Below are 23,481 nucleotides of genomic sequence, written 5' to 3'. Positions count from 1 at the left end.
CATTGGAGGATCAACGATTGGTGACGAACCTGCGCGGGGATGACAGCGCTAGGGTCGACCCGATCGGCTGCGACTGGCCTGTCTGTGGCGACAGGTGGCAGTCCTTTACGCCGGCAGGGATTGTGGCCCTCGGCGCGGGTGGATAATAACCATGATTTTCGCTGCCTGGGAATATAAAGTTACATTTGCCCGTGCAGTGTTTTTGCCGCCGGGAGCAACCCCTGGAATTTCCGGTAACGGGCCTGCAGTAGCGGCCCTTGGCCTGGATCGGGGAAGTAGCGTGCCTTGACCGGCATGCCTGCCCGCAACAGATCGGTGCCCTGCCCCATGGCCAGGAAACCCAGCTTGGCGGCACCGATACAGGCGCTGAGTTCACTGCCCTGCAGGGTGAAGATTTCCCGTTCGAGGATATTGGCCAGCAACTGGGCCCAGTACTCGCTACGTGCTCCACCGCCCACCAGCGCACAACGTTCCACGGTGGCGCCGGCCGAGAGCACGGCGTTCATCGCATCCAGCAGGCCAAAGCCGACACCTTCGAGCACCGCATAGCCGAGCATGGCCGGTACACAGTCATGCCCCAGGCCCATGAAGCCGCCGCGCAACAGCGGGTCGTTATGCGGTGTACGTTCGCCGGCCAGGTACGGCAGGAACAGCGGGCTGGACAGCGCCACCGATTGCTCTATCGGCAAGGTTGCCTGGATCTGCCGCAACAGCGCCGCCTCATCGGCGAAGCCCAGCAGGCGCGTGACCCAGCGCAGGCAACTGGCCCCGGCGAGCATCGCGCCCATGGTGTACCAGCGCTGCGGCAACGCATGGCAGAAACTGTGCACCGCGCTGGCCGGATTGCCTGCCGCGTGGTCGGTGATCGCGACAATCGCGGCGCTGGTACCGAGGGTGGCAAAGGCATCGCCGACGTTGACCGCGCCGATGCCGACCGCCGACACCGGGTTGTCCCCGCCGCCTCCGGCGATCGTCAGTCCAACCGGCAGGCCGATCTGCAAGGCCGCCGACGTACCCAACGCGGTGCACGCCGCCGGCCCCTCGACCAGCCGTGGCATCTGTCCCGGTTCAAGCCCGGTAGCATGGAGCATCGGCGGGTACCAGTCGCGTCGGGCCACATCCAGCCACAAGGTGCCGGCGGCATCCGAGACATCGCTGATCCGTTCGCCGCTCAGGCGCAGGCGCAGGTAGTCCTTGGGCGACAGGACACAGTCAATCGCCCGGAAGACCTGGGGCTCATGCTGTTGCAGCCAGAGCAGCTTTGGCGCGGTCAGGCCGGCCATCGGCAGGCTGCCGGTGACTGCGGCAAAATCCCCATGGTCGCGCCCCAGGCTGTCGGCCTGGGCCATGGCCCGCGAATCGTCCCAGAGGATCGCCGGATACAGCACGCGGTCGTCGGCGCCCAGCAGCACCGCGCCATGCATCTGTCCCGACAGGCCGATACAGCGCACGCGGCCGTAAGCGTCGGGGTGGGACAGGCGCAGCTGTGCCAGGACCGCCAGGCAGGCCTGCCACCAGTCTTGCGGGTCCTGCTCGGACCAGCCGACCTGGCGCCGTGAAACCGTCAGGCGCGCACCGGCATGGCCCAGCACTGTGCCGTTCTCATCCAGCAGGATGGCCTTGAGTTCCGAGGTGCCGAGATCGATACCGAGGGAGACGGGACTGCTCATCTAAATTCACTTCCATCCGGCGGGCTGCCTAGGGGCAGCCACATGAGTTACGAATCCGCAGGGTCGGGGCCAGGTGCACGGTCTGTCGTGGTGCCTCGGGCGATTCGATGCGCTTGAGCAACAGGTTGACGGCCTCCGCCCCCAAGGCCTTGACCGGTTGCGCGATCAGGGTCAGGCGCGGGACAAAGAAGTCGGCCCAGTCGAAATCGTCGAAGCCGACCAGGGCCATCTGCCCTGGCACGTCGACATGGGCATCACGCAAGGCATGCATGGCACCCAGGGTCATCAGGTTGTTGGCGGCCATGATTGCCGTCGGTGGTGATTGCAGCGCCAGCAACTGCCCGGTGGCGAGTCGCGCCGGCTCGCTGTCCGAACCGCCGTTGACCAGCAGCGCGGGATCGAATGGCAGCCCGGCCTTGTGCAGCGCCGCCTGATAACCCTCGACCCGCTCGTCGGTGGTACTGAAACCTTCGCGACCGGCGATGAAGCCGATACGCCGATGTCCATGCTCGACCAGGTGCGTCACCAGCTCCTCGGTCGAGCGGCGGTTTTCCACGCCGACCTGGTCGAAGCCCTCGGTGACCAGGCGATCCACCAGCACCGCAGGTATTTCGTTTTCCAGCAGGTAATCCAGGGCCAGGGGGCGGGAGCCGGTGGACGGCGCCAGGAGGATGCCGTCGACCCGGCGATGATGCAGCGCCTTGACCACCCGCAGTTCCTGCTCGGGATCGTCATGGGTATCGACGAACAGCATCATGATGCCGTGCTTGGCGCACTCGGTTTCAATCGCGTGTACCGTCTCGCTGAAGTAATGGTTGGACAGCGCCGAGATCGCCACGCCGATGGTATGGGTCCGTGAACGCGCCAGCGAGCGGGCCAGCGTATTGGGGATGTAGCCCAACTGCTCGATCGCCAGCTCGACCGCCCTGACCGTGGCCGGGCTGACCTTGCGTGTGCCGTTGAGCACATGCGAGACGGTCGAGGTCGAGACCCCGGCGATCCTCGCCACATCATCCATGGTGACCACGCTGCTGCCCCCCTGCTCTTATCGAATCAGTGCTTGCTCGACCAGCCGGTGTAGGAACCGACATTGTCCCGGGTGATCAGCTTCGGCGTCAGTTGGGTCACTTCCTGGGCCGGTGGCTTGTCGTTGAGCAGGTCATTGCCGATATTCACCGCGGTCTGCGCCATGGCCCAGGGATCCTGGCTGGCGGAGGCCTGGATCGAGGTCTCGGTTTTCAGCGCGTTCTCGATATCCGGCGCACCGTCCACCGAGGTGATGACAATGCCGCTGCGTTTCAACTGCTTGGCGGCCAGGTCGCTGCCGATGGCTTGCGGGTCATTGATAGCGAACAGACCGTCGATTTTCGGGAAGCGCGTCAAGTAACCCTGCATGGCGTTCAGGCCACCTTCGCGAGAGCCCTTGCCGTCCTGGTCATCGGACAGCACCTTGATTCCCGGCGCGGCAGCCAGGGCGGATTTACAGCCAGTGACCCGGTCGGTGACCGCCGTCACTTGCGGGCCGTTCTGGATGATCACATTGCCCTTGCCGGCCAGCTTGTCGACGATGAACTGGCAGGCCAGCTTGCCGGCCTCGACGTTGTCGGTCTGCACCGTGGCATTCACGCCCCGGGCATTGACGTCCACGGCAACCACGACGATCCCGGCCTTGCGGGCTTTCTTGATGGCCGACTCGATGGCCGCCGGATCGACCGCGTTCAGCAGGATCAGGTCGACGCCGGCGGAGATGAAGTTGTCGATCTGGGTGAATTGCTTGCTCAGGTCATAGTCGGCCGATACCGAGGTGACCTTGACGTTCGGGTTCAGCTCCAGCGCCCGGGCCTTGGCACCGTCGGCGAGGGTGACGAAATACGGGTTGCCGAGCGAGCCGAGGCTGATGCCCACCGACTTCAGTTCACGGGCCTCTACACCCTGGGACAGCAACGCGGCCAGGCTCAGGGACAGGACAGCGGGAAACATGCGTTTGAAGTTCATGATTGCTCTCTTGTGATTATTGTTGAAGCGTCGGTATCGGGAGTTGCGGTGTTTGTCAGGTACGCTGCTTTTCAGCCGTGGGCTCGGGTGTGGGCCACGTCAGGTACGGGCTCCGGACTGGCGATAGCGGTCCAGCGCCACCGCGCCGATGATGACGATGCCCTTGATAATGTATTGCCAGATATCGGACACCCCCAGCAGCACCAGGCCATTGGTCAATACCGCGATGATCAGCGCGCCGATCAGGGTGCCGCCGATGGTGCCGACGCCACCGGTAAAGCTGGTGCCGCCGAGGATCACTGCGGCAATCGCATCGAGTTCGTAGGATTGCCCCAGTTGCAGGCCGTTGGCGGCGAACAGTCGCGAAGCGCTCATTACCGCGCCCAGTCCGGCCAGGGCGCCGGAAAGTGCATAGACGAACAGCAGCACCTTCCACACCTTGATCCCGGACAGCCGCGCCGCTTCGGGGTTGCCGCCCACGGAATAGATCTGCACGCCGATCACGGTGCGGCGCAGGATGAACCAGGACAGCGCGACCACGCACACCGCGATCACCACCAGCCAGGGCACGCCGAGGATCGAGTCGTTGCCGATAAAGGCAAAGGGCAGGTCCGGGTTGAACACCGTCTTGTCGTCGGCCAGCAGCCGGGCCAGGCCGCGCATGGCGGTCAGGGCGCCGAGGGTGACAATGAACGGCGGCAAGCGCATGAAGGCGATCAGCCCGCCGTTGACCAGGCCCAGCAACAGGCCGCAGCCGACCCCGGCGAGGATGCCGAGCATGCCGAACTGTGGCGACAACGAGGCCTGCAAGGCCACCACCGCCGAAGCGGCGAGAATCGAGCCTACCGACAGATCAATGCCGGCGGTCAGGATGACAAAAGTCATGCCGGCGGCCAGCACCACGTTGACCGAGGCCTGCTGGGTGATGATCGACAGGTTCTGCACGGTCATGAAGTTTTCGCTGGCCAGGGCGAAACCCACCAGCAGCAGGATCAGCACCGGCAACATGCCCACCGTGCGCATCAGTTCACGCATGCGTTCACCTTTGCCGAGCGCCTGCGCCGGATTGCCTACGGTCAGCGCCATAGTGTTGGTCTCCACGGGTTTGGTTTGGGGGATTGGCCGTTGCGTGTTGTTGGAATCAGCCATGGGCGGCCACCTGCTCGCCACCGGTGGCGAGTTCGATAATGGCCTCCTGGGAGATGTCCCGGCCGGAGGTGCCGCCGACTTCGGCTACCAGCCGGCCTTCGCGCATGATCATCACGCGGTCGCAAGTACCGATGATTTCCGGCAGTTCGCTGGAGATCACCAGGATGCCGACGCCGGCCTTGGCCAGTTCGTTGATGATCCGGTAGATCTCCGATTTCGAGCCGATATCCACGCCGCGGGTAGGTTCGTCGAGAATCAGCACGTGCGGCTTGACCTCCAGCAGGCGCGCCAGCAGCACCTTCTGCTGGTTGCCACCGGACAAGGCGCCGACACTGACCTTGCCCGAGGCGACCCGGATCGACAGCGACTTGATCGCGGCCATTGCTCGCCGTGCCGCGCTGGCACGGTCGAGCACACCACCGGCATGGGCATCGGGGACGCAGGCGCAGACATTGATGTTGTCGTTCACGCTCATGTCGAGGAACAGGCCCTGGGCCTTGCGGTCCTCGGTGAGGTAGACCACCCCGGCGCGGATCGCATCCGTCGGGCCGCGCAACGGCATTACCGCTCGCCCCGCCACTTCCAGGCTGCCGGATGTGCGTGGATCGGCGGCAAAGATCAGCCGGGCCAGTTCGGTGCGCCCGGCGCCGACCAGTCCGGCAATGCCCAGCACTTCGCCGGCATGCAGGTCGAAGCTGCATGGCTGCACGCGCTTGCCGTCCGCCATGTCGCGCACCCGCATGACCACGTCGCCCGGAGCGTAGGCTGCGTGCTCCTTCTTGTAGAAACCGGACAGATCGCGGCCGACCATCATCTTCACCAGGGTTTCCGCCGACAGTCCGTCGCGCTCCAGCATGCCGACGTATTCGCCGTCACGGAGTACCGAGACCCGGTCCGACAGTTCGTAGATCTCGGCCATGCGATGGCTGATATAGATGATCGCCAGGCCCTGTTCGCGCAGTTGCTTGATCAGTGCGAACAGGCGGTCGGTTTCACGGGAGGACAAGGGCGTGGTCGGCTCGTCCATCACCAGGATCCTGGCGTGGGCATGCAGGGCCCGGGCGATTTCCACCAATTGGCGTTCGGCGATGGACAAGCTGCTGACCAGGGTCGCGGCCTTGAACTCGGCGCCGAGGCGCGCCAGCACTTCGCCGCAACCGGCTTCCATCGCCTTGCGGTCGATGGTCCAGCCATGGCGCAGTTCGCGGCCGAGATAGATGTTCTCGGCCACGCTCAGGTTCGGGCACAGGCTCAATTCCTGGTAGATCACGGCGATGCCATGGCTCTTGGCGGTGCTCGGGTCGAAGCTGGCGAGGGTTTGGCCGCCGATGCGGATTTCGCCGCCGGCGTCGGCCTGGTAGGCCCCGGAGAGGATCTTCATCAGCGTCGACTTGCCGGCACCGTTCTCCCCCATCAGCGCGTGGATTTCCCCGGCATAGACTGTCAGGCCGACGTTTTTCAGGACGCGCAGGCCATTGAAGGTCTTGGAGATACCGTGCATTTCGAGAAGAGGAACCGCGGCGGATGCGAGGCTCATGGACAGGCCCTCGCGGCAATGATCAGCGCGGGAGACTGGGGGGGACGGCAAAAAAAGCGGAGTACCTGACCAAGCAAGAGACCCATTTTCACACCCGGATTTTTTATTTTTATACCTGAGCCGTACCGGGAAAAAAACGCCCTGGTCGACCTGATTGAAATAAAATGTAATCAGATAAAATTGTTTACGCAAGCGCTTGCGCAGGCGATTTCATCAAAGGTTAAACGTTTCATCAGGGGATTTTTTGCTGAAGGCCGTTGCGCACGGGCTGGGGCTCCGTGTCAGGGAAGCGGACGCGGAGCGTCCTGGGCGGCGTTCCCACGCGGAGCATGGGAACGATCAATCAGGGATTTTTTGCTGAGAGCCGTTGCGCACGGACTGGGGCTCCGTGTCAGGGAGGCGGACGCGGAGCGTCCTGGGAGCGATCGATGGAGAGCAGGCGCTGATCGTTCCCACGCTCTGCGTGGGAATGCAGCCAGTGACGCTCCGCGTCACAAGATCGGAAGCGTTACCGGGCCAATCGGGTGAAGACGTAGTCCCGGTCCTTTACCAGCGCCTGATGGCAGGCAAAGCAGGTTTCATGCTGGGTCACGTCCGCCGGCTTGCCGTTGATGAAACGGCCAAAACCCCATCCGCCGGTGCTGGCATATTTCTTCGAGTCCTTGACCATGAATTGCACCGTGGTCGCCTCTCCCGGCACCAGCGCCGAGGCGGCTTCCGCCGATTGCCTGTGTTTCCAGGCGAGCTTGGCGAGCACGGTGCCGTCCGGGAACGGCAAGGTGTCGTTCGCCCGGTAGGCCTTGAGCGCCGTGGGGTTGCCGAGAATCACCCGCAGTTCGTTCAGCGGTGGTCCCTGCAGCGAAGGCGCCACCAGTTCCCACTGGCGATAGCCATCAGGGACGGTCACGCCATAAATGGGCGAGGCGTTTTGCGTGGTGGTATCGCCGGACGAACCAGGCGTCGCCAGCACGATGCCCACCGACAACGCCACGCCGGCGCCCAGCAAGCTTGCATAAAGCCATTTCATATCATCAATTCCTGTTTGCCCGCCGAGGGTGGGTCGGCCGCGTCAGCAGCAACGTGTCGTGCACTTGCGGCTGTTGTAACGCGCTTCCTGACGCTCGCGGAAAAAACACCTCGTAGCTCATCACCGGCTGGTCCGGGTGTCGGCTCGTCATCAGGGCGACGTAGGCGTCGTAATCCGGCACGCCGACCATCGAGCGCGCGATCTGGCGCAAGGTCCGCAGGCTGGCTTTGGCTTGTTTGAACATGGGCTGCACTCCGCATGACGGGAAAGCCTGAGGGGACTCAGGGCCTTGAGCGGTAGCAGTTAAGCGCGGGAATGTATCCGGGAAGTGTCGCGGATTGCCCGAAACGTTGCATGTTGTATCAAAGGGTTAGCTGTACACACTGTGATACAACATGAACACGACGAGGGCGATTCAGTTGTGGGAGCCGGCTTGCCGGCGAAAGCGCCGGGGCAGACGCTGCAAGGCCCGAGGGCCTCTTCGCCGGCAAGCCGGCTCCCACAGAGATGGCGGCTGGCAGAAAGCCTCAGTGCATATCACCATGGTCATGCATGGGCATTTCAGTGAGTGACCGCGCGGTGGCCTTGACCTCGACCGACTCCTTTACACCCTTGGCATTTTCCACCACCAGGGTCAGCGGCACGCTATCGCCCTCCTTCACCTGCCCGACCAGGTCGATCAGCATCACGTGATAACCCTCGGGGTCGATGCTGACCGCCTGGCCGGCCGGCAGTGGCACGGAATCCACCGGTTGCATGCTCATGATGTCGTTCTGCATCTTCGACTCATGGATCTGCACGGTCTTGGCCACCGGCGACCTGGCCTCGAGCAGTTTGCCGCCCTCGGTCGAGGTAATGCGCATGAATGCACCGGTCGACGGTTGCCCGGGCACGGTGGCGCGGACCCAGGCATCTTCCACCAGTGTCTGCGCGCAAACCTGCAGACTGAGGCTTCCAAGAATGGAAAAGGCAATATATTTCAAAGGTTTCATTTCAATATCTCGAATAATTCTAGAGTGCGTCAGCAGACGGACATGACCGTGAGCAGGTCGTCCGCGCATTGCTGGGCCGACAGCGACGGCGACAGCCCCAGGCGCAGCTGGCCGCGGGTGTCGTAGACAAAGCTGGTGGCGGTATGGGACATGGTGTAGGTCGAACCCGCGGGGATCTTCTCGTAGAACACCTTGAACTCCTTGGCCGTTTGCGCGGTTTCCTCAAGGGTGCCGTACAGGGCGACGAAGCTGGGGTCGAACGCCTTGACATAGGCATCGAGCACCTGGGGCGTATCGCGCTCCGGATCGACGGTAATGAACACCACCTGCAAGCGATCGCCATCGGGACCCATCAGCTTCTTGGCCCGGGCGGCCCGGGCCAGTGCTGTCGGGCACACGGCCGGGCACTGGGTGAAACCGAAGAAGATCATCGGCATCATCCCGCCGAAACTGCCGAGCATGGTCACGTTGCCCTGGGTGTCCTTGAGCTTGAACTTGCGCCCGAGGATTTCGTCGCTCAGGTCCTTGCCGTACTTGTAGGACAGTTTGGGGGAGCTGTCGCAACCGGCCAGCAATCCGAGACTCAGGAGCCCGAGGCCGGCAACGACCTGGCGGCGAGTCAGTAAGTCATTCATGTAAAGGGCCCTCTAGGTAGCCTTTTTGTAACGCAGGTGTGCAACGCAAGCTGTCGTGACCCGCAAGCTCCGGCGCGGAGCGTTCGAGGTCGGGTGCCGACAACGATTGGCAATGATGATCAGGCGCGCAGTTGCGGCGGAGCCCGTGAGCGGGAGCCGGGAAAGACCGGCGCAACGTTCTGTTGCGCGGTGAATGTCGGGATCGGCAAGGCGATCGGCCGGATGCCCAGGTAACCCAGGGCGGCATGGGAGTCGGCCAGCGCCGGGTGCTGGAACAGCAGCGAGCAGTAGCCGCACTTTTCCCACAGCAGGATGTGATGGGGAGCCGGATCGCTATCGCCTTCGGCCGCCAGCGCGGCACCGGCGATATAACCCTGCGGCACATCACCGCAGATATCGCTCAGGTCCGCCTGCGTGCCATGGGCCTGGCCCATCCCCTGCCCGACCAACGGCCCGGCGAACACCAGCAGCATGGCGAACAGGCTCAGCCAGGCTCCGGTGTGGCGCCTGAAGGTTCGAAGGGGAAGAAAGGAAGTCATGGGCAGGCAATTTAACACTGTCGCCCGGCCCGCGTCGGTTGGTGCGACAAAATGGCACATGAACGCGGGCGGCGCCCATGTGCCCTGCATTACCGCGACAGGCTCAGCCCAGCTTGACGTTCATGGTGATCTGCGCGGTAAACACCTTCACGCCCGTCTCGTCGAACGTCTCGACGGCCACCACCTTGTCGCCCGGCGTCTGCCAGTCCACGGCACTGCCATCGGCCACCGTGCGCACGTCGGTCTTGGCCTTGGCCAGGTACTCGACGCTCATGCCCTTGGGAATCCAGCGTGCGCCCTCGGGGATCGACACATCGGTCATCACCCCCGCCGCCAGTTCGGCGGCGTTGCACAGGGCAATGGCGTGGACGGTGCCCAGGTGGTTGGTGATTTCCCGGCGAAACGGCACTTGCACCACGGAGTGCCCGGCCCGCAACTCACTGATCAAGGGATTGATGGTGCTGAAGTACGGCGCCATCTGGCAGGCCATCTGACTGAATTTTTCCGGACCGGCAGCGGTGAACATGCTCAGGAACTGGCTCATCTTGTGACCTTATGATGGATGATTGGATTTTACAGAATAATATTCTGTAAAAGAACAATATTCCGTTAACGGAAAAACTGTCAAGCTAGGTCACTCTTGAACCGGGCCCAGGGCCCTTTGCGAACTTTCAGGTTATTGCCCATGGAAACCCCCGATCTGCTGGAACGCTGCTACCCGGGCCGCAGGGCCGAACTGAAACGGGCGATCCTTCGACAGGCACTGTTGTGTTTCAACGAACAGGGCATCGAAGCCAGCACCATCGAAACCATCCGTGCCGCCTGCGATACCAGCGTGGGGGCGATCTATCACCATTTCGGCAACAAGGAGGGACTGGTGGCAGCGCTGTTCTTCACTGCGCTGGAGGACCAGGCACGGCTGCGCGAAGCCTTCCTGGCCGAGGCCCGGACACTGAAGGAGGTCTTGCAGGGACTGGTCTACAGCTATGTGGACTGGGTCGACGAGCAACCAGAGTGGGCACGTTTTCAGTTCCAGGCGCGTTTTGTCGTGAGCAAGGGCCCTTTCGCCGAGGAACTGGCCACCCGCAACAGGGCCCGCAACCGACAACTGCGCGATTGGCTGGGGGCCACCCGCGAGGGTACGGAAGTCAGCGGCATGCCCAGGGAGTTGCTGCTGTCGCTGATTGTCGGCCCGGCGGAAAACTACTGCCGGGCCTGGCTGGCCGGGCGTGTCCAGAGTTCACCGCGAACCTGGCGCAGTGAGTTGGCCGAAGCCGCCTGGAAATCCCTGCAACCCTGACGGGCGGTGTCCGATAAGCGGGCAACCCCGCTAGCGGCCAGCAACTACGCTCTACTATGGGAAACCTCCCTATTTCCAGGAGCGTAGGATCATGCGTAGCGCAGTGCTGGTTCTTTCCGTTGCCCTCTTGTTCCCCGCCGGTTATGCCGTGGCCGGGGTCGATGCTGGCGATGTGGCGACTTCGGCCGGGGTTTCCGCCTCGCTGTACTCCACCTTCAAGAAGGACAAGAAGATGGTGGCGCCTTCCCACGATGATGCATCGAGCTTTATCGCCAGCGGCGGCACCATTCGTGGCGCCTATCTGGAAGCGGCCCTGAGGCAGATCCGCCAGGATCATCCGGGCTTGCAGGCCACTGACCAGGATCTGGCCGAAGCGATTCTGCTGCAGCCTTGACGTGCTCTTGCCGCCGTTCCCATGGAGCGGCGGTCAAGACAGTTGTCCCGGTGCGCTCATCTCAGCGCACTTCTGGACGCCTGTGCCAGACGCTGCACGGCCTGGCGCAGTTCATCCTCGTCCAGTGAGGCGAAACCCAGGCGCAAGGCATTCTCCGGCTGGTCCAGCGGCGAAAACTGCCGTCCGCTGCGCACCACCAGCTTGTGTTCCAGGGCCTCGGCCACCAGCCGGTCGACATCATAGGCGTCGTCGAAACCGACCCACAGCGCCAGCCCGCCCTCCGGTTGGCGGATCGCGATGCGTTCGCCGAACGCTGCCAGCAGGCACTCCTGCAAGGTTTCGCGGCGTTGTCGATAGGTTTTCGACACCCGCCGCAGGTGCTTCTTCAGTTCGCCGTCATTGATCAGGTCCGCGAGCATCTGCTGGCTGACCGCATCGCCCTGGGACTGGATCAACACGGCGTTGCGGTTGAGCACTTCGATCACATTGGCCGGCGCCACCACGAAGCTGCAACGGAAGGTCCCGCCCAGGGCCTTGGACAGCGAGCCGACATAGATCACATGGCGTTGCCGGAGATCGCTGGCCAGCGGCAGGTAGGGCCGGCCCTCGAAATGGTACTCATGGTCATAGTCTTCCTCGATCACGCAGAAATCATGGCGTTGGGCCAGGGCCAGCAGCTTCTGCCGCCGCTCGGCGCGCAGACTGACGGTGGTCGGGAACTGGTGATGCGGCGTCAGGTAGATCATCCGCACCCGATGCAACCGGCACAGCCCGTCGATCTGCTCGACCTGGCAGCCTTGATCGTCGATATCCACGGTGACCAGTCGTGCCCCCAGGGCACGGAAGATTGCCCAGGCCGGCGGATAACTCAGGCGCTCCACCAAGACCACGTCCCCCGGCTTGATCAAGGCGCTCGCCGTCAGGTACAGCGACATCTGCACGCCCTGGGTCAGGCAGATATTTTCCGCCGTCACCGCCAGGCCACGGTTGTTCCTCAACATATCGGCCAGTGTCGTGCGCAACAGATAACCGGTGCCTTCACTGCCGTGGCGCACGGTGTTGGAGGCAAAGGTGTCGCGCAGGGCATTGCGGTAGTAGCGGTGCAGCACCGCCTGGGGCAGCAAGCGGTGGTCGGCGGCACCATTGTCGAAGAACAGTGCCTGCGGCAGCAGTTGCATCCCCCTGTCCCGCGGGCCAGGGGTCAGATATGGCACCGCCGGTTCCGAGAGCAGGCGCGGGGCGAAGTCCTGTGGTGCGCGGCGATCCGACGGTGCGGTTTCCAGTTGCGTATTGACGAAGGTGCCCCGGCGCGTCTCGCTGACCAGCCAGCCCTTGGTCATCGCCTCTTCATAGGCGAGGATCACCGTCTTGCGGTTGACGTCGAGCAGTTGCGCCATTTCCCGGGTGCCCGGCAACAGGCTGCCGGGCGCCAGCCGCCCGTCGCGGATCGCCGTGACCAGGCCTTCGACGATCTTGCGGTAGGACGCCTGGCCCTGGCTCGCCTCGAGATTGAGCAAGGGCCGCCATTTGCGTAGCTGGACCATCTGAATTATCCAAAACTGGAGGTTCTCATGGTCCTAGTCTACCGCAACAATGACGACCTTATCTGCCAGGAGGTCGTTATGAACCCACATCGCCATGTCATCGAGCTGTCGCCTTCGGGCAAAACCTTCAGTGCCGGCGACGAACTGCTGCTCGACGCCATGCTGGCCAGCGGCTTGTCGGTGCCGTTCTCCTGCCGCCGCGGTGCTTGCGGCTCATGCAAGGTCAAGGTGCTCGATGGCCAGTACCGGGGCAAGCTGCTCGGTCCGAACGACCCGGCGCCCTCCTATCCCCTGGCCGCGGACGAAATGCTGCTGTGCCAGAGCCATGCCTGCGCCGATATGCGCCTGGCAATCCCCGGCTGGTCGCTGGACACCCCGACCCTGGAAATCAGCGCCGTGGTGGACGGCAAGCGGGCGCTGAGCAGTGATATCGTCGAGCTGGTGCTGCAGCCGCAAACCGCCAACTTCCAGATACGTGCCGGCCAGTACTTCAAGTTCCGCCTCGCCGACGGCGACAGCCGCTGCTTTTCCGTGGCCAACCTGCCGGAGCAGGACCAGGGCCGACTGGTCTTCCACATCCGCCGGGTGCCCGGCGGGGTGTTTTCCGAGGGTATCCTCGATGCCCTTCAGGACGGCCAGCGGCTGAACCTGGAAGGCCCGTTCGGTGCCTGCACCTGGCAGCCCGATGGCGAGCGCCCGGTAGTGCTGTTCGCCACCGGTACCGGCTACGCCGGGATCAAGCCGTTGCTGCTGATGGCCCTGGCCGAAGGTGCCGACGTCACCTTGTATTGGGGGGGCGCACAGGCAGCGGACTTCTATGATCGGGAGTTTCTCGACGCCGCCTGTGCCGGCCAGCCACGGCTGCGCTGGTTCCCGGTGCTTTCATCGCAGGCGCGCTTGCAGCAGAAAGTCCTGCAGCACGGCCATCGCTGGGTGGACTCCCAGGTCTATGCCTGCGGCAACGGCCGGATGATCGCCGACGTGCGCGCGCAGTGCCTGGCCGCCGGCCTGCCGGAACAGCATTTTGTCGCCGAAGCCTTTGTGCCCAGCGGTAGCCAGGGCAATGTCCGGCCGTTCAAACCACTGGATCCGGTCTGGGAAAAGGTCGGCCCGCGTTACTCGCTGGACGGCATGCTCGCCGCCCGCGAACAGTCGATACGGGCCCTGGCGCAGATCGCCAGCAAGCTCAGGGTCGGCATGACCACCGGCGAAGCCCTGGACATGGCCAACCAGCACTTGCAGGCCATGGGTTCCTCCCACACATGGCACCCGACCTATGTGCGCTTCGGTCCGGACACCGTGCATGTCCCGCGCAAGGGCGTCGACCTGCAACGTCGCCTGCAGGCGAACGATATCGCCGTGGTCGACCTCGGACCGGTCTGGGATGGTTATGAAGGCGACTATGGCGACACCTTTGTCTTCGGCGAACATCCGCTGCACCGGGCCTGCACGCAAGCCTTGCACGAGGTCTTCGAGGAGAGCTGCGAGGCCTGGCGCAATGGGCTGAGCGGACGTGGCCTGTATGACTTCGCCGAGGCCAGTGCAGCCGCCAGGGGCTGGGTCCTGGAGCGCAATATCGCCGGCCATCGGTTGTCCGATTTCCCCCACGCCCTGCATGGCCCGGCCAATCTGGCGGATATCGAGATCGTCCCGAGCGAGATGGTCTGGGTGCTGGAGATCCAGTTGCGCCATCCCACCGAGCCGGTCGGCGGTTTCTTCGAAGACCTGCTGATTGGCCAACCCGGTGCCGCCAGGGACGCTACAACAGGTCGTGCAGTGGCTTGAGCAAAGGCACGCAGCCCAAGGCCGGTAGAGCACAGGGCTGCTACCTTGCTACACAGTGGCGCAGATCGGTGCAACGCCGGCGTGCCGACGCTGCCCTGTCCGGCACGCCGCGGCCCGTGGCTTGACCGAATGCGCGGACTGCCCGGTAAGTCTGCGTCCGCCATCTGTCGCCCGCTACCCGCCGGGAGGTATCCCCGATTGACCGAACGCGGCTCCGGTATCGCTTATCCCCACAGCTCGATCCGACACTGGCGCGGAACCTGCGACCCCTGCCAGCGGCACGAAACCCATCGTGGCCTTCATTCCCTTGAACGGAGAGCGTGTTATGCAGCTTGCGTGGTTCGACGAAAACTCCCTCCCCCGGACACCGGCCAGGCCCCTGCTGGCCGGCCTGCTATTGAGCCTGTTGCTGCTGTGCAGTGTCGCACCGGCCCGGGCGGACATGGGCACCATCGATGACACTTCATCGATCAAGAGCAAAATCCTGTCCAAGGACGTCAAGTACAGCGTCTACCTGCCGCCGGACTATCAGCAGTCGACGCGTTCCTATCCGATCCTCTACCTGCTGCACGGCGGCGATGACGGGCGCTACAACGACTGGTTCATGCAGGACAACCTGGGCAACCTGCTGGATCGGCTGATCCGCGCGGGCAAGATCCCGGCGATGATCGTGGTCACCCCGGATGCCCTGCGTAACGAGGCCAACCAGTACGCGACCTTCTACATGAACGACGCCGACGGGCAGTTCCGCTGGGAAGACATGTTCTTCAACGAGTTCATGCCCGATATCGAGAAGAAGTACCGGGTGCTCAAGGAGAAACGTTTCCGCGCCATCGGCGGCCTGTCCATGGGCGGTTTCGGCTCGCTGATCTATGCCTTCAAGCATCCGGACAGCTTCGGTGCCGCCGCCGTGATGAGCGCCGCGGTGCGCACCGACGAGCAGATCATCGACATGGACACCGCCGGTTACGAACGGCGCTATGGCCATGGCTGGGGCGTCGGCCTGCAAGGCCAGGCGCGCATCAACGCGCACTACCTGAGCTACAACGCGCTCAACCTGCTCAAGACCCTGCCGCTGGAGGACATCAGGAAGACCAGGTATTACCTGGATTGCGGCACCGACGATCGTTTCTTCACCGGCAACAGCGTCCTGCATGCCGAAATGAACAAACTGGGGGTGCCCAACCGCTTTTCGACCCGCCCCGGTGAGCACAACTATGACTTCTGGACCAGTGGTTCGGAAAACATGCTGACCTTTGTCGGACGCAATTTCCAGGAACTGAAGGTGTTCCCCTGAGCTGAAAAAAACGCTCCACTGATCGGTTGACGCCTGCGACCCGCGAATTCGAATGAGACACGGCTCACAAACCCGACATCTTGTTCCGCGGGCCGTCAGGCTGCCCGGCAACACTTTTCGAGCGTCGCCGTCCATCAGCCAGTCGGTTTTCCGAACACAAAGTATTTGTTCGATTCGGGCTCCCGAACGAAATAAAATTCAGCGATTCACCGTGGTGAAACTATTACTTTAAATTTCATATTGTTACTTTTTCGATACAATTTTTTACGCAATGGCACACAACCTGCTTTCTTCCATCCCAAACAAAAAACTCCGTTGCAAGCCCTCGGCCGACTGCTTCAGCAGAACCGGAAAAGCCGATTGATTGTGCGGAACGAAGGTGTTGATCATGACTCCTAATGGTCCAACATCTCACGGCGATCCTGTTGTTGCCGCCTTGGCACTGCCCCGGCAAAGGTCGAAAACGACCTCGACGAACTGGATCCGCCCATGGAGGGTAAGACGATGAGCACGCTGATTCCGGTAATACGCCACCTGTCCGTTTCCTTGTTGCAGCCACCCGCCCCTTGCGGGTTCCGCGCCTCTCCACCCTGCCTGCCGCACCGAGCCTGCGGCAACGACTCGCCCTCGTCGGGCCGTCCCCCTGTCTAGCCGATCGATCCACCTCAGCGGCCCCATGCGCCTGCGTAGCATGAATACATTCATATAAATGAAGCCTGCTGAGCTGACTCTTGGGCGTGTCCTGCGCCCTGTACACCATGCCAAGTACCAACAAAGGCAAGCGCCTGATTGCCGAAAACTCAATAAACGGTGCCCACATGAAGTTGAGCAACAGCAGCCCTGTAAACATGGACGTAATCCTCCTCAGCCACGTGCAGCAACAAGGAGCGGTCTGTTTTGGTCCCTTCACCCTGCTGGCGCGACAGCATCTGCTGCTCAAAGACGGCGAGCCGGTCACCCTTGGCAGTAGGGCCCTGGCCTTGCTGATCGCCATGGTCGAACGGGCCGGGGAGTTGCTGGAGAAGACCGAATTGATCGCCTTTGCCTGGCCGAAGATGGTGGTCGAGGAATGCAACCTGCGGGCACAGATCGTCGCCCTGCGGCGTGCCCTCGGTGATGATGGCAACTTCGGCTACATCTCCACCGTACCGGGCCGCGGGTACCGCTTTGTCGCCCCCATTACCCAATATGGCACCCAGTACGCCGGCGTCGACAACAGTCCTGCGGTGGTGGCGGCGAAATCGGAAGTGAAATCGGAAGTGAAATCCGGGCTGCCCGGACTGATGACGCCGATCATCGGCCGTGACGAGGTGATCCGCGAACTCCGCGGCCAGGTGCTCAGTCGTCGTTTCGTGACCCTGGCCGGTCCCGGCGGCATCGGCAAGACCACCGTCGCCCTGGCGGTGGCCAACGCCCTGGCCGACGAGTTTCCCCAGGGCAGCTGCTTTATCGACCTGGCACCGGTCACCGCGCCGCACCTGATTCCCGGCATGCTGGCCTCGGCCCTGCACCTCAATGCCATGGCCGAAGACCCGCTGCAGGGCGTGGTCAGTGCCCTGAACAGCAGTCGTCTGCTGCTGGTCTTCGATAACTGCGAGCATGTGCTGGAGACCGTTGCCGGACTGATCGAACTGCTGTTGCGCCAGGCGCCCCACTGCTGCGTACTGACCACCAGTCGCGAGCCCCTGCGGGCTGCCGGAGAATGCGTACAGGTCCTCGACTCCCTGCCGCTGCCGGCACCCGACAGCGCGCTGAACGCCGCGCAGGCCCAGGCCTATCCGGCGATCCAGCTGTTTGTCGAGCGGGTCCAGGCCCATGATCCCGGCTTCATCCTCAATGACACCGATGTCGCGGCGGTGTGTGCCATCTGCCGCAAACTCGACAGCAGCCCGCTGGCGATCGAGATCGCCGCCGCCCGGGTCCGGGCCTTTGGCATCCCGGACCTGGTGAACCTGCTCGACGGCAGCTTCCGCCTGCTGATGACCGGCCGCCGCACGGCCCTGCCTCGCCACCGCAGCCTGAGTGCCGCGCTGGACTGGACCTATTCGATCCTCAGTACGGCCGAACAGGGCATGTTGCGACAACTGGCGGTATTTACCGGCCCCTTCACCCTGGGGGCGGTGCGGGCGGTGATCGGTCAGCAGGGCGTGGAGGCCTATAATGCCCTGCCGCTGCTGGAAAGCCTGATGGACAAATCGCTGCTCAGCGCCCGCGAAGACGAGGCCGGCAAGCGTTACCGCCTGCTGGAAACCACTCGGGTCTATGCCCTGGAGAAACTCGCCGAGCACGATGACGCCGCGCGGGTGCACAAGCGTCATGCGCTGTTTACCCGCCAATTGCTCGCCGAGGCCGGGCAAAAGCTCGACAGCCTTTCACCCGCGGCCTGGATCGCCCTGTACGGCCCGGAAATCAACGCGCTGCGCAGTGCCCTCGACTGGGCTCATGGCGCGGCCGAGCACCTGCTGGCCGTGGAGATCACCCTGGTGGCGGTGCCCCTGTGGCTGCGCCTGGGCCTGCTCAATGAGTGCCGGGTCCAGGTCGAGCGCGGCCTGGCGGAAAACGCCGGCGGCGACGACCTGGCGATGCGTCGGCGCATGCAATTGATGACCGCGCTGGCCACCGTGCTGATGCTCACCTACGGCGCCGGCGAGCCGGTGCGGGAGGCCTGGCGGCGGGTCCGCGAGGATGCCCTGGTGCTCGGCGACACCGAGCACAAGCTCAAGGCCCTGTGGGGATTGTGGTCCGATCGCTGCGCCGCCAACCAGTACCGCGATGCGCTGGAGCTGGCCGAGCGCTACAACCTGCTGGCCGAACAGGAGCGGGTCGCCGACTACCCGCTGCTGGGCAAGCGCATGCGCGCCACGGCGCTGTTCTACATGGCCGACCTGGCCGGCGCACGACAGAATATCGACGAGGCGATCAGTGCCCCCTGCGCCTCGCACTCGGATGTGATCGAGGCACACTTCGACCAGCGCATCGCCGCCTATTGCCTGAAAGCCAATGTCTCGCTGCTCGAAGGTCGGGTCGACGAGGCGCTGTTCACCATCGACAGCAATGTCGAAAAGGCCTTGCGGCTCAACCACCCGGCGACGCTCTGGTACACCCTCTGCATGAGCACCCTGCCGATTGCGCTGCTCACCGACAACCTGCCCGGCGCGGCCTGTTACCTGAGCCTGCTGCAGGACAGCACGACCCAGCATGACCTGCATATCTGGCGATTGTTCGGCGACTGTTTCGAAAGTGTCCTGCTGATTCGCCAGGATCACCCGGAGCGCGGTGTGCGCCAGCTCGGCGAAGCGTTGCGGTTGCTGCGCCTGCAGGCGGACAGCCCGTTGTTCAGCTTTTTCCAGGGCGAATATGCCCTTGGCCTGGCGGCCATCGGCCTCGGCAACGCCGGGCTCGAAGTCCTGGAAGAAACCCTGCAGTTGACCCAGGGTCGCCACGAACGCTGGTACCTGCCGGAACTGCTGCGGCTCAAGGCCCGCTTGTGTGCCGCGCAGAACAGCGCCACCGCCAACGCGCTGGCGCATTCGCTGCTGTACCAGGCGCTGGCGGAGGCGACCCACCAGGGCGCGCGGTTCTGGATCGCGCGGATCAACCTCGACCTGGCGCAACTCGACGAGCCGCGCCTGCGCCTGGCCAATTACTGAGGTCTAGCCTCAACAGCCCAGGGTTTATGATCGTTCCCACACTCCGCGTGGGAATGCAGCCCGTGACGCTCCGCGTCACTTCGACAGCGGACGCAGAGCGTCCAGTGAGGCGTTACCACGCAGAGCGTGGGAACGATCATCGTGACAGGCGTATTTCACAGCCGTGAAACGTTGTGAGAAGTTGCCAAGAAAGCCGCCCGCCGGCTCCTCCAGCACCTACCATCGCCGAAGCAGCACGCCTGCGCCCAGGAGCAGCAACCCCGCGGATCACCGCCAGGCCCTGCCATGGGCCGACCGTGCGCCCCGACCAGAAGCCCCTTCTGGAACGCCAACTGCCTCGGACCTCTCTAGCACGGACTTCGCCATGATCAAACTCGACAAACCTTCGACGGTTCCCGCCGAATCCTCTTCAAGAAACCCCAGTGTCTTCGACAGCCTGGTCGACAAGGTCAGGCACCTGGCACGCAACGCCGGAGAAGCGCCCGCTGACGGTCCGCTGAAGAACTTCAAGGTCCTCGCCGCCGACCACAAGCCGGCGCCGGGCAAACCGGCCACGGAAAAACTCAGCGACGAACAGGCCAAGCAGTACACGGACATCACCGCCCTGCCCGAGCCCCTGGACTTCAGCAAGCTGAAGATCGTTTCCGAAGACAGCACGGCCGGGGTGATCTACTTCGAGCATGAAGGCAACCAGTACAAGATCAGCCAATCCGCCGCGGCAGAGGCCCAGGGCGGCTATAACATCACCGACAACCTGCGTTTCGGCCATGCCGTCGCCGAGCGCCCCGGCCAGGGCCCGGACCACGGCACGCAACTCTACGATTTTCTGCACACGGTCAATGCCGCCCAGGGCACGCCGGCCTACAAGGCCATCGCCGAGAGTTTCTCCGATCCCGACAAGCAACTGCTGCGCAAGGACGAAGCCGGGATCAAGTTCGACGCCATCGAGTCGGTCGATCCCGCTGCCGAAGGCGTGCTCGAGGTCACCCTCAAGGACGGTCGGGTGCAGGTGGTCGCCGAAGGCATCACCCCCGGGGCCTTCGAGACCTACACGGCGATCGGCAAGGTCAAGGACACCCTGGCCGAGGGCAAGGCCAAGGGCTATGAGGAAATCAACAGCCTGCCGACCGACTTCAAGGCCGACCACCTGAAGGTCGATTCCCAGGACCCCGAGACCGGCGTGATCTTCTTCGAGGACGCCGGGCACAAGTACATGATGAGCGGCGCGGCGAATCCGGCCGACTACAACCTGCTGCACGGCCTCGCCGCCACCGAAGGCACGCCGGCGGGCGAGCTGATCAAGGGCGCATTGGCCGATCCGAACCAGGGCCTGGTGCGCGAGGACGGCGATGCCGCGAAACTCACCGATATCAAGAAGGTGGAAAGCCCGGCCGACGGCGTGCTCAAGGTCACCCTCAACGACGACAAGGTCGTCACCGTGAGCAAGGACATCACCCCCACCAGTTTTGCCCAGTACAGCGAGAAGGGCCAGACCCTGGCCGGTGTCGAGAAAGCCAGGGGCGACGGCTACACCCTGGCCGGTCCCGACGATTACCTGCCGTCCACCGAAGACATCATGAGCGTCGGCGGTGCCGGTGATTATGGCCCGGGGCTGATCGCCTTCACCTATCACAAGCCGGGCGCCGACGAGCAGAAGATCGTCGTCTCCCAGGAAAGCAACCCGCAGATGTTCGACCAGATCTCGGGCTACCGCGACGATATCGCCGCGCAGACCACCGATATCGACAAGCTGCGCGGCGACCATGGCCTGCCGCCGCTCAAGGACGTCACGGTCGACGGCCTGGCGACCACCGAGAAAGGCGACGACGGCAACCCGCTGTCGGTGCAGGACCTGACCATGAAGAGCCTGGTGGACGACTACCGGGCCGGGATGAAGGACGGCAGCATCGGCAAGGATGACCCACGGGCCAGGTTCATTCGTGCGCTGGACGCCAAGAACATGGCCGACAACGGCATGTCGATCATTCCCGAGCACGGCTTCGGCAACTTCGGCAATGCCCAGGACGCCATCGGCGTCACCTCCCGCGATGTGCGCGAGAACATCTTCGACGTCAAGGCCATCGACGAGCAGATCGCTACCCTGCTCACCGACAAGAGCATCCAGGCCGACCTCAAGTCGCACCACGACGCGGCCCTGGGCAAGGTCGACGGCGGTCAGGCCAAGGTCGACGAGACCCGCCAGAAGCTGCTGGACAGCACCTCGTCGGAGAACTTCATCAACTACATCGCCGACCTGCAGAAGGACGGCAAGACGGAACTGGCCGGCGAGGAAATCCGCTCGGCCTACCAGGGCCTGGCGGACATCGACCCGGCCAGGGCCGACCAGTTCCTCAAGGACTTGCAGGTCGACAGCTACACCCTGGAAATCGACAAGCTGATGAAGGACCCCAGCCTGATTTCCGACGACGCCACGGCACAGGCGACCCGCGACGTCGCGCTGACCACCATCAGCGTGCTCAAGACCACCGGCGTCGATATCCCGCGCAACGGCCTCAATACCTACGAGAAGTTCGTCCAGGAAGTCCTGCTCAAGGACAAGGATTCGGCCCGCGACTTCGGCAAGGCGGCCACTGAACTCGGGGATATCTGGCAGAAGAACGGCAAGATCACCACCGAGGACATCAGCAAGGTGGTCGACAACTCGCCGATGGACGCGACGAAGAAGTCGGCCTTCCGCGAACACCTGGGCACCCTCAACAGTGCCGGCATCCTCGGCTCCATCGGCGGCACCATCAGCGGCGCGCGGGCGGTCTATCAACTGATCAAGGGCGATACCCTCGGTGCCACGCCGCAACAGCGCCTGGCGATTGCCGGTGACTTTATCGGCTTCCTCGGCACCGGCAGCCATTTCGCCAAGCTGGGCGGCAACATCTACGACAAGCTCACGGGCACCGAAGCCAGCCAGATGCTCGGCCTGGACAAGTCCCTGCCGGATATCTGGAAGCCCAAGACCAGCGATGTACCGGGCATCGACGGCACCACCAGTGCCCTGACCCCGGAGCAGAAAGCCGCGGCGGCCGAGAAGCTCAAGGATCACCTCAAGCGCGAGGACATCCAGTCGAAGATCTTCGACACCATCGACAATTCGATGCTTGACGGCGATGCCGGTGCCAAGAATGCCGGCAAGGCCCTCAACAAGGGCGCCGGGCTGTTCAGCGACGACAATATCGACAAGGTCAAGGACGGCATCATCAGCGGCGTGGAAAAGCGCGGCATCAATATCAAGGAACCGGCCCGCTGGCAGCGCATCGCCGGCAGCGCGATCAAGATCATCGGCGCCACCGCGGACGTGGTCGGCAGCGTGCTCGGCATTACCAGCGGTGCCCTGACCATTCGCGACGGCGTGCGCGAGAAGGACGATATCAAGATCGCCCAGGGCGCCCTCGGCGTGGCCGGCGGGGTCAGCGGCCTGGTCGGTTCGATCGCCGGGGTGACCGGCCTGTTCGGTACGGTCGGCCGGGTGATCGGCGGGCTCGGGCCGGCCGGTTTCCTGTTCAGTGGCGCACTGTCGCTGGTCGGGGTGATCCTCGGTTCGATCAAGGAACACAAGCTGCACAAGCTGTCGATGCAGAACTGGGACCAGATCAAGGACTTCAAGGATGACGGTCTGCTCAAACCAGGTGGCGATGACGCCTATGTCTGGCTGCAGACCTACCTGTCGGACTGGGGCCAGCGCGATGCGCCGACCAACCAGAGCGTGTTCGATTTCCGCGGGGAGGAATGGGCCCATCACTCGACGATCAAGGACAAGCCTTATCACCCGGACTATATCGGCGACGGCAGCAACCGGCGCTCCGAGGACTTCAAGTACTCGACCCGCGACTCGGAGTGGATCGATGACGATCACAAGGTGATCTGGCGGACCACCGACGGCTATGGCACCTATCACGATGTCGACAAGCCGCTGGGGAGCTGATTCAGGTCGGTGATGTGTAGCGAGGCTGAT

At 63.5% G+C, this 23,481-nt stretch carries 17 protein-coding genes and 1 pseudogene; 6 read left to right on the top strand and 12 right to left on the bottom strand.

Annotation, left to right across the window (positions count from 1 at the left end):
* Positions 1-179: 179 nt before the first annotated feature.
* The 11 genes and pseudogenes from xylB to HX851_RS25490 all read right to left on the bottom strand — a co-directional run bounded on the left by xylB (position 180) and on the right by HX851_RS25490 (position 10,088).
* On the bottom strand, positions 180-1,670 hold the full coding sequence (gene xylB / locus HX851_RS25540) for a xylulokinase (RefSeq protein ID WP_177065580.1): 1,491 nt from the start codon (positions 1,668-1,670) through the stop codon (positions 180-182).
* 28 nt (positions 1,671-1,698) lie between these two features.
* The gene (locus HX851_RS25535; RefSeq protein WP_177056885.1) at positions 1,699-2,697 is read right to left on the bottom strand and encodes a LacI family DNA-binding transcriptional regulator; all 999 of its coding nucleotides are present in this window, start codon (positions 2,695-2,697) and stop codon (positions 1,699-1,701) included.
* 26 nt (positions 2,698-2,723) lie between these two features.
* On the bottom strand, positions 2,724-3,665 hold the full coding sequence (locus HX851_RS25530) for an ABC transporter substrate-binding protein (protein WP_177065582.1): 942 nt from the start codon (positions 3,663-3,665) through the stop codon (positions 2,724-2,726).
* A gap of 99 nt (positions 3,666-3,764) precedes the next feature.
* Positions 3,765-4,751, bottom strand: a complete 987-nt coding sequence (locus HX851_RS25525) for an ABC transporter permease subunit (RefSeq protein ID WP_177056883.1) — start codon at positions 4,749-4,751, stop codon at positions 3,765-3,767.
* Between the two features lie 55 nt (positions 4,752-4,806).
* Positions 4,807-6,351, bottom strand: coding sequence for a sugar ABC transporter ATP-binding protein (locus tag HX851_RS25520; RefSeq protein ID WP_177065584.1), 1,545 nt, complete (start codon positions 6,349-6,351; stop codon positions 4,807-4,809).
* Between the two features lie 508 nt (positions 6,352-6,859).
* Positions 6,860-7,378, bottom strand: coding sequence for a cytochrome P460 family protein (locus HX851_RS25515; RefSeq protein ID WP_177065586.1), 519 nt, complete (start codon positions 7,376-7,378; stop codon positions 6,860-6,862).
* 42 nt (positions 7,379-7,420) lie between these two features.
* Positions 7,421-7,622, bottom strand: a pseudogene (locus HX851_RS25510) (YbdD/YjiX family protein).
* Positions 7,623-7,905: 283 nt separating this feature from the next.
* Positions 7,906-8,370 carry a copper chaperone PCu(A)C gene (locus HX851_RS25505; RefSeq protein WP_177056879.1) on the bottom strand — a complete coding sequence of 155 codons (465 nt, stop codon included), beginning with the start codon at positions 8,368-8,370 and terminating at the stop codon, positions 7,906-7,908.
* Positions 8,371-8,399: 29 nt separating this feature from the next.
* Positions 8,400-9,005: an SCO family protein gene (locus HX851_RS25500; RefSeq protein ID WP_177056878.1), complete on the bottom strand. Its 606-nt coding sequence runs from the start codon at positions 9,003-9,005 to the stop codon at positions 8,400-8,402.
* A gap of 119 nt (positions 9,006-9,124) precedes the next feature.
* On the bottom strand, positions 9,125-9,544 hold the full coding sequence (locus HX851_RS25495) for a DUF2946 domain-containing protein (RefSeq protein WP_177065588.1): 420 nt from the start codon (positions 9,542-9,544) through the stop codon (positions 9,125-9,127).
* A gap of 103 nt (positions 9,545-9,647) precedes the next feature.
* Entirely contained in the window at positions 9,648-10,088 is a 441-nt protein-coding gene (locus HX851_RS25490) for a hotdog fold domain-containing protein (RefSeq protein WP_177056876.1), read from the bottom strand.
* 141 nt (positions 10,089-10,229) lie between these two features.
* On the opposite strand from HX851_RS25490, the gene HX851_RS25485 reads away from it, so the two are divergent.
* Both HX851_RS25485 and HX851_RS25480 read left to right on the top strand, forming a co-directional pair.
* The gene (locus tag HX851_RS25485; RefSeq protein ID WP_177065590.1) at positions 10,230-10,844 is read left to right on the top strand and encodes a TetR/AcrR family transcriptional regulator; all 615 of its coding nucleotides are present in this window, start codon (positions 10,230-10,232) and stop codon (positions 10,842-10,844) included.
* Between the two features lie 91 nt (positions 10,845-10,935).
* Positions 10,936-11,238 carry a DUF2388 domain-containing protein gene (locus tag HX851_RS25480; protein ID WP_177056874.1) on the top strand — a complete coding sequence of 101 codons (303 nt, stop codon included), beginning with the start codon at positions 10,936-10,938 and terminating at the stop codon, positions 11,236-11,238.
* 56 nt (positions 11,239-11,294) lie between these two features.
* On the opposite strand, the gene pdxR is transcribed toward HX851_RS25480, so the two are convergent.
* Positions 11,295-12,782 carry a MocR-like pyridoxine biosynthesis transcription factor PdxR gene (gene pdxR / locus HX851_RS25475; protein WP_177065592.1) on the bottom strand — a complete coding sequence of 496 codons (1,488 nt, stop codon included), beginning with the start codon at positions 12,780-12,782 and terminating at the stop codon, positions 11,295-11,297.
* Between pdxR and HX851_RS25470 the strand changes: the two genes are divergently transcribed.
* From HX851_RS25470 to HX851_RS25455, 4 genes are all read left to right on the top strand, one after another.
* Positions 12,783-14,567, top strand: coding sequence for an NAD(P)H dependent flavin oxidoreductase family protein (locus HX851_RS25470; protein ID WP_177065642.1), 1,785 nt, complete (start codon positions 12,783-12,785; stop codon positions 14,565-14,567).
* A gap of 325 nt (positions 14,568-14,892) precedes the next feature.
* Entirely contained in the window at positions 14,893-15,864 is a 972-nt protein-coding gene (locus HX851_RS25465; protein ID WP_177065594.1) for an alpha/beta hydrolase, read from the top strand.
* 818 nt (positions 15,865-16,682) lie between these two features.
* Positions 16,683-19,514, top strand: a complete 2,832-nt coding sequence (locus HX851_RS25460; RefSeq protein WP_256262847.1) for an ATP-binding protein — start codon at positions 16,683-16,685, stop codon at positions 19,512-19,514.
* Between the two features lie 364 nt (positions 19,515-19,878).
* A complete protein-coding gene (locus HX851_RS25455) occupies positions 19,879-23,451 on the top strand; it encodes a hypothetical protein (RefSeq protein WP_177065596.1) in 3,573 nt (1,190 codons plus the stop codon).
* Positions 23,452-23,481: the final 30 nt, after the last annotated feature.

Origin of the sequence: Pseudomonas gingeri, from assembly GCF_013385635.1 — a bacterium.
GTDB classification, from domain to species: domain Bacteria; phylum Pseudomonadota; class Gammaproteobacteria; order Pseudomonadales; family Pseudomonadaceae; genus Aquipseudomonas; species Aquipseudomonas gingeri_A.
Note: the sequence above shows the minus strand (reverse complement) of the source record. Positions and strands in the feature narration are given on the sequence as shown.

Coding starts and splice junctions, on each gene's coding strand:
- xylB (WP_177065580.1), bottom strand. CDS start 1,670: ATGAGCAGTCCCGTCTCCCTCGGTATCGATCTCGGCACCTCGGAACTC.
- HX851_RS25530 (WP_177065582.1), bottom strand. CDS start 3,665: ATGAACTTCAAACGCATGTTTCCCGCTGTCCTGTCCCTGAGCCTGGCC.
- HX851_RS25525 (WP_177056883.1), bottom strand. CDS start 4,751: ATGGCGCTGACCGTAGGCAATCCGGCGCAGGCGCTCGGCAAAGGTGAA.
- HX851_RS25520 (WP_177065584.1), bottom strand. CDS start 6,351: ATGAGCCTCGCATCCGCCGCGGTTCCTCTTCTCGAAATGCACGGTATC.
- HX851_RS25515 (WP_177065586.1), bottom strand. CDS start 7,378: ATGAAATGGCTTTATGCAAGCTTGCTGGGCGCCGGCGTGGCGTTGTCG.
- HX851_RS25505 (WP_177056879.1), bottom strand. CDS start 8,370: ATGAAACCTTTGAAATATATTGCCTTTTCCATTCTTGGAAGCCTCAGT.
- HX851_RS25500 (WP_177056878.1), bottom strand. CDS start 9,005: ATGAATGACTTACTGACTCGCCGCCAGGTCGTTGCCGGCCTCGGGCTC.
- HX851_RS25495 (WP_177065588.1), bottom strand. CDS start 9,544: ATGACTTCCTTTCTTCCCCTTCGAACCTTCAGGCGCCACACCGGAGCC.
- HX851_RS25490 (WP_177056876.1), bottom strand. CDS start 10,088: ATGAGCCAGTTCCTGAGCATGTTCACCGCTGCCGGTCCGGAAAAATTC.
- HX851_RS25485 (WP_177065590.1), top strand. CDS start 10,230: ATGGAAACCCCCGATCTGCTGGAACGCTGCTACCCGGGCCGCAGGGCC.
- HX851_RS25480 (WP_177056874.1), top strand. CDS start 10,936: ATGCGTAGCGCAGTGCTGGTTCTTTCCGTTGCCCTCTTGTTCCCCGCC.
- pdxR (WP_177065592.1), bottom strand. CDS start 12,782: ATGGTCCAGCTACGCAAATGGCGGCCCTTGCTCAATCTCGAGGCGAGC.
- HX851_RS25465 (WP_177065594.1), top strand. CDS start 14,893: ATGCAGCTTGCGTGGTTCGACGAAAACTCCCTCCCCCGGACACCGGCC.
- HX851_RS25460 (WP_256262847.1), top strand. CDS start 16,683: ATGAAGTTGAGCAACAGCAGCCCTGTAAACATGGACGTAATCCTCCTC.
- HX851_RS25455 (WP_177065596.1), top strand. CDS start 19,879: ATGATCAAACTCGACAAACCTTCGACGGTTCCCGCCGAATCCTCTTCA.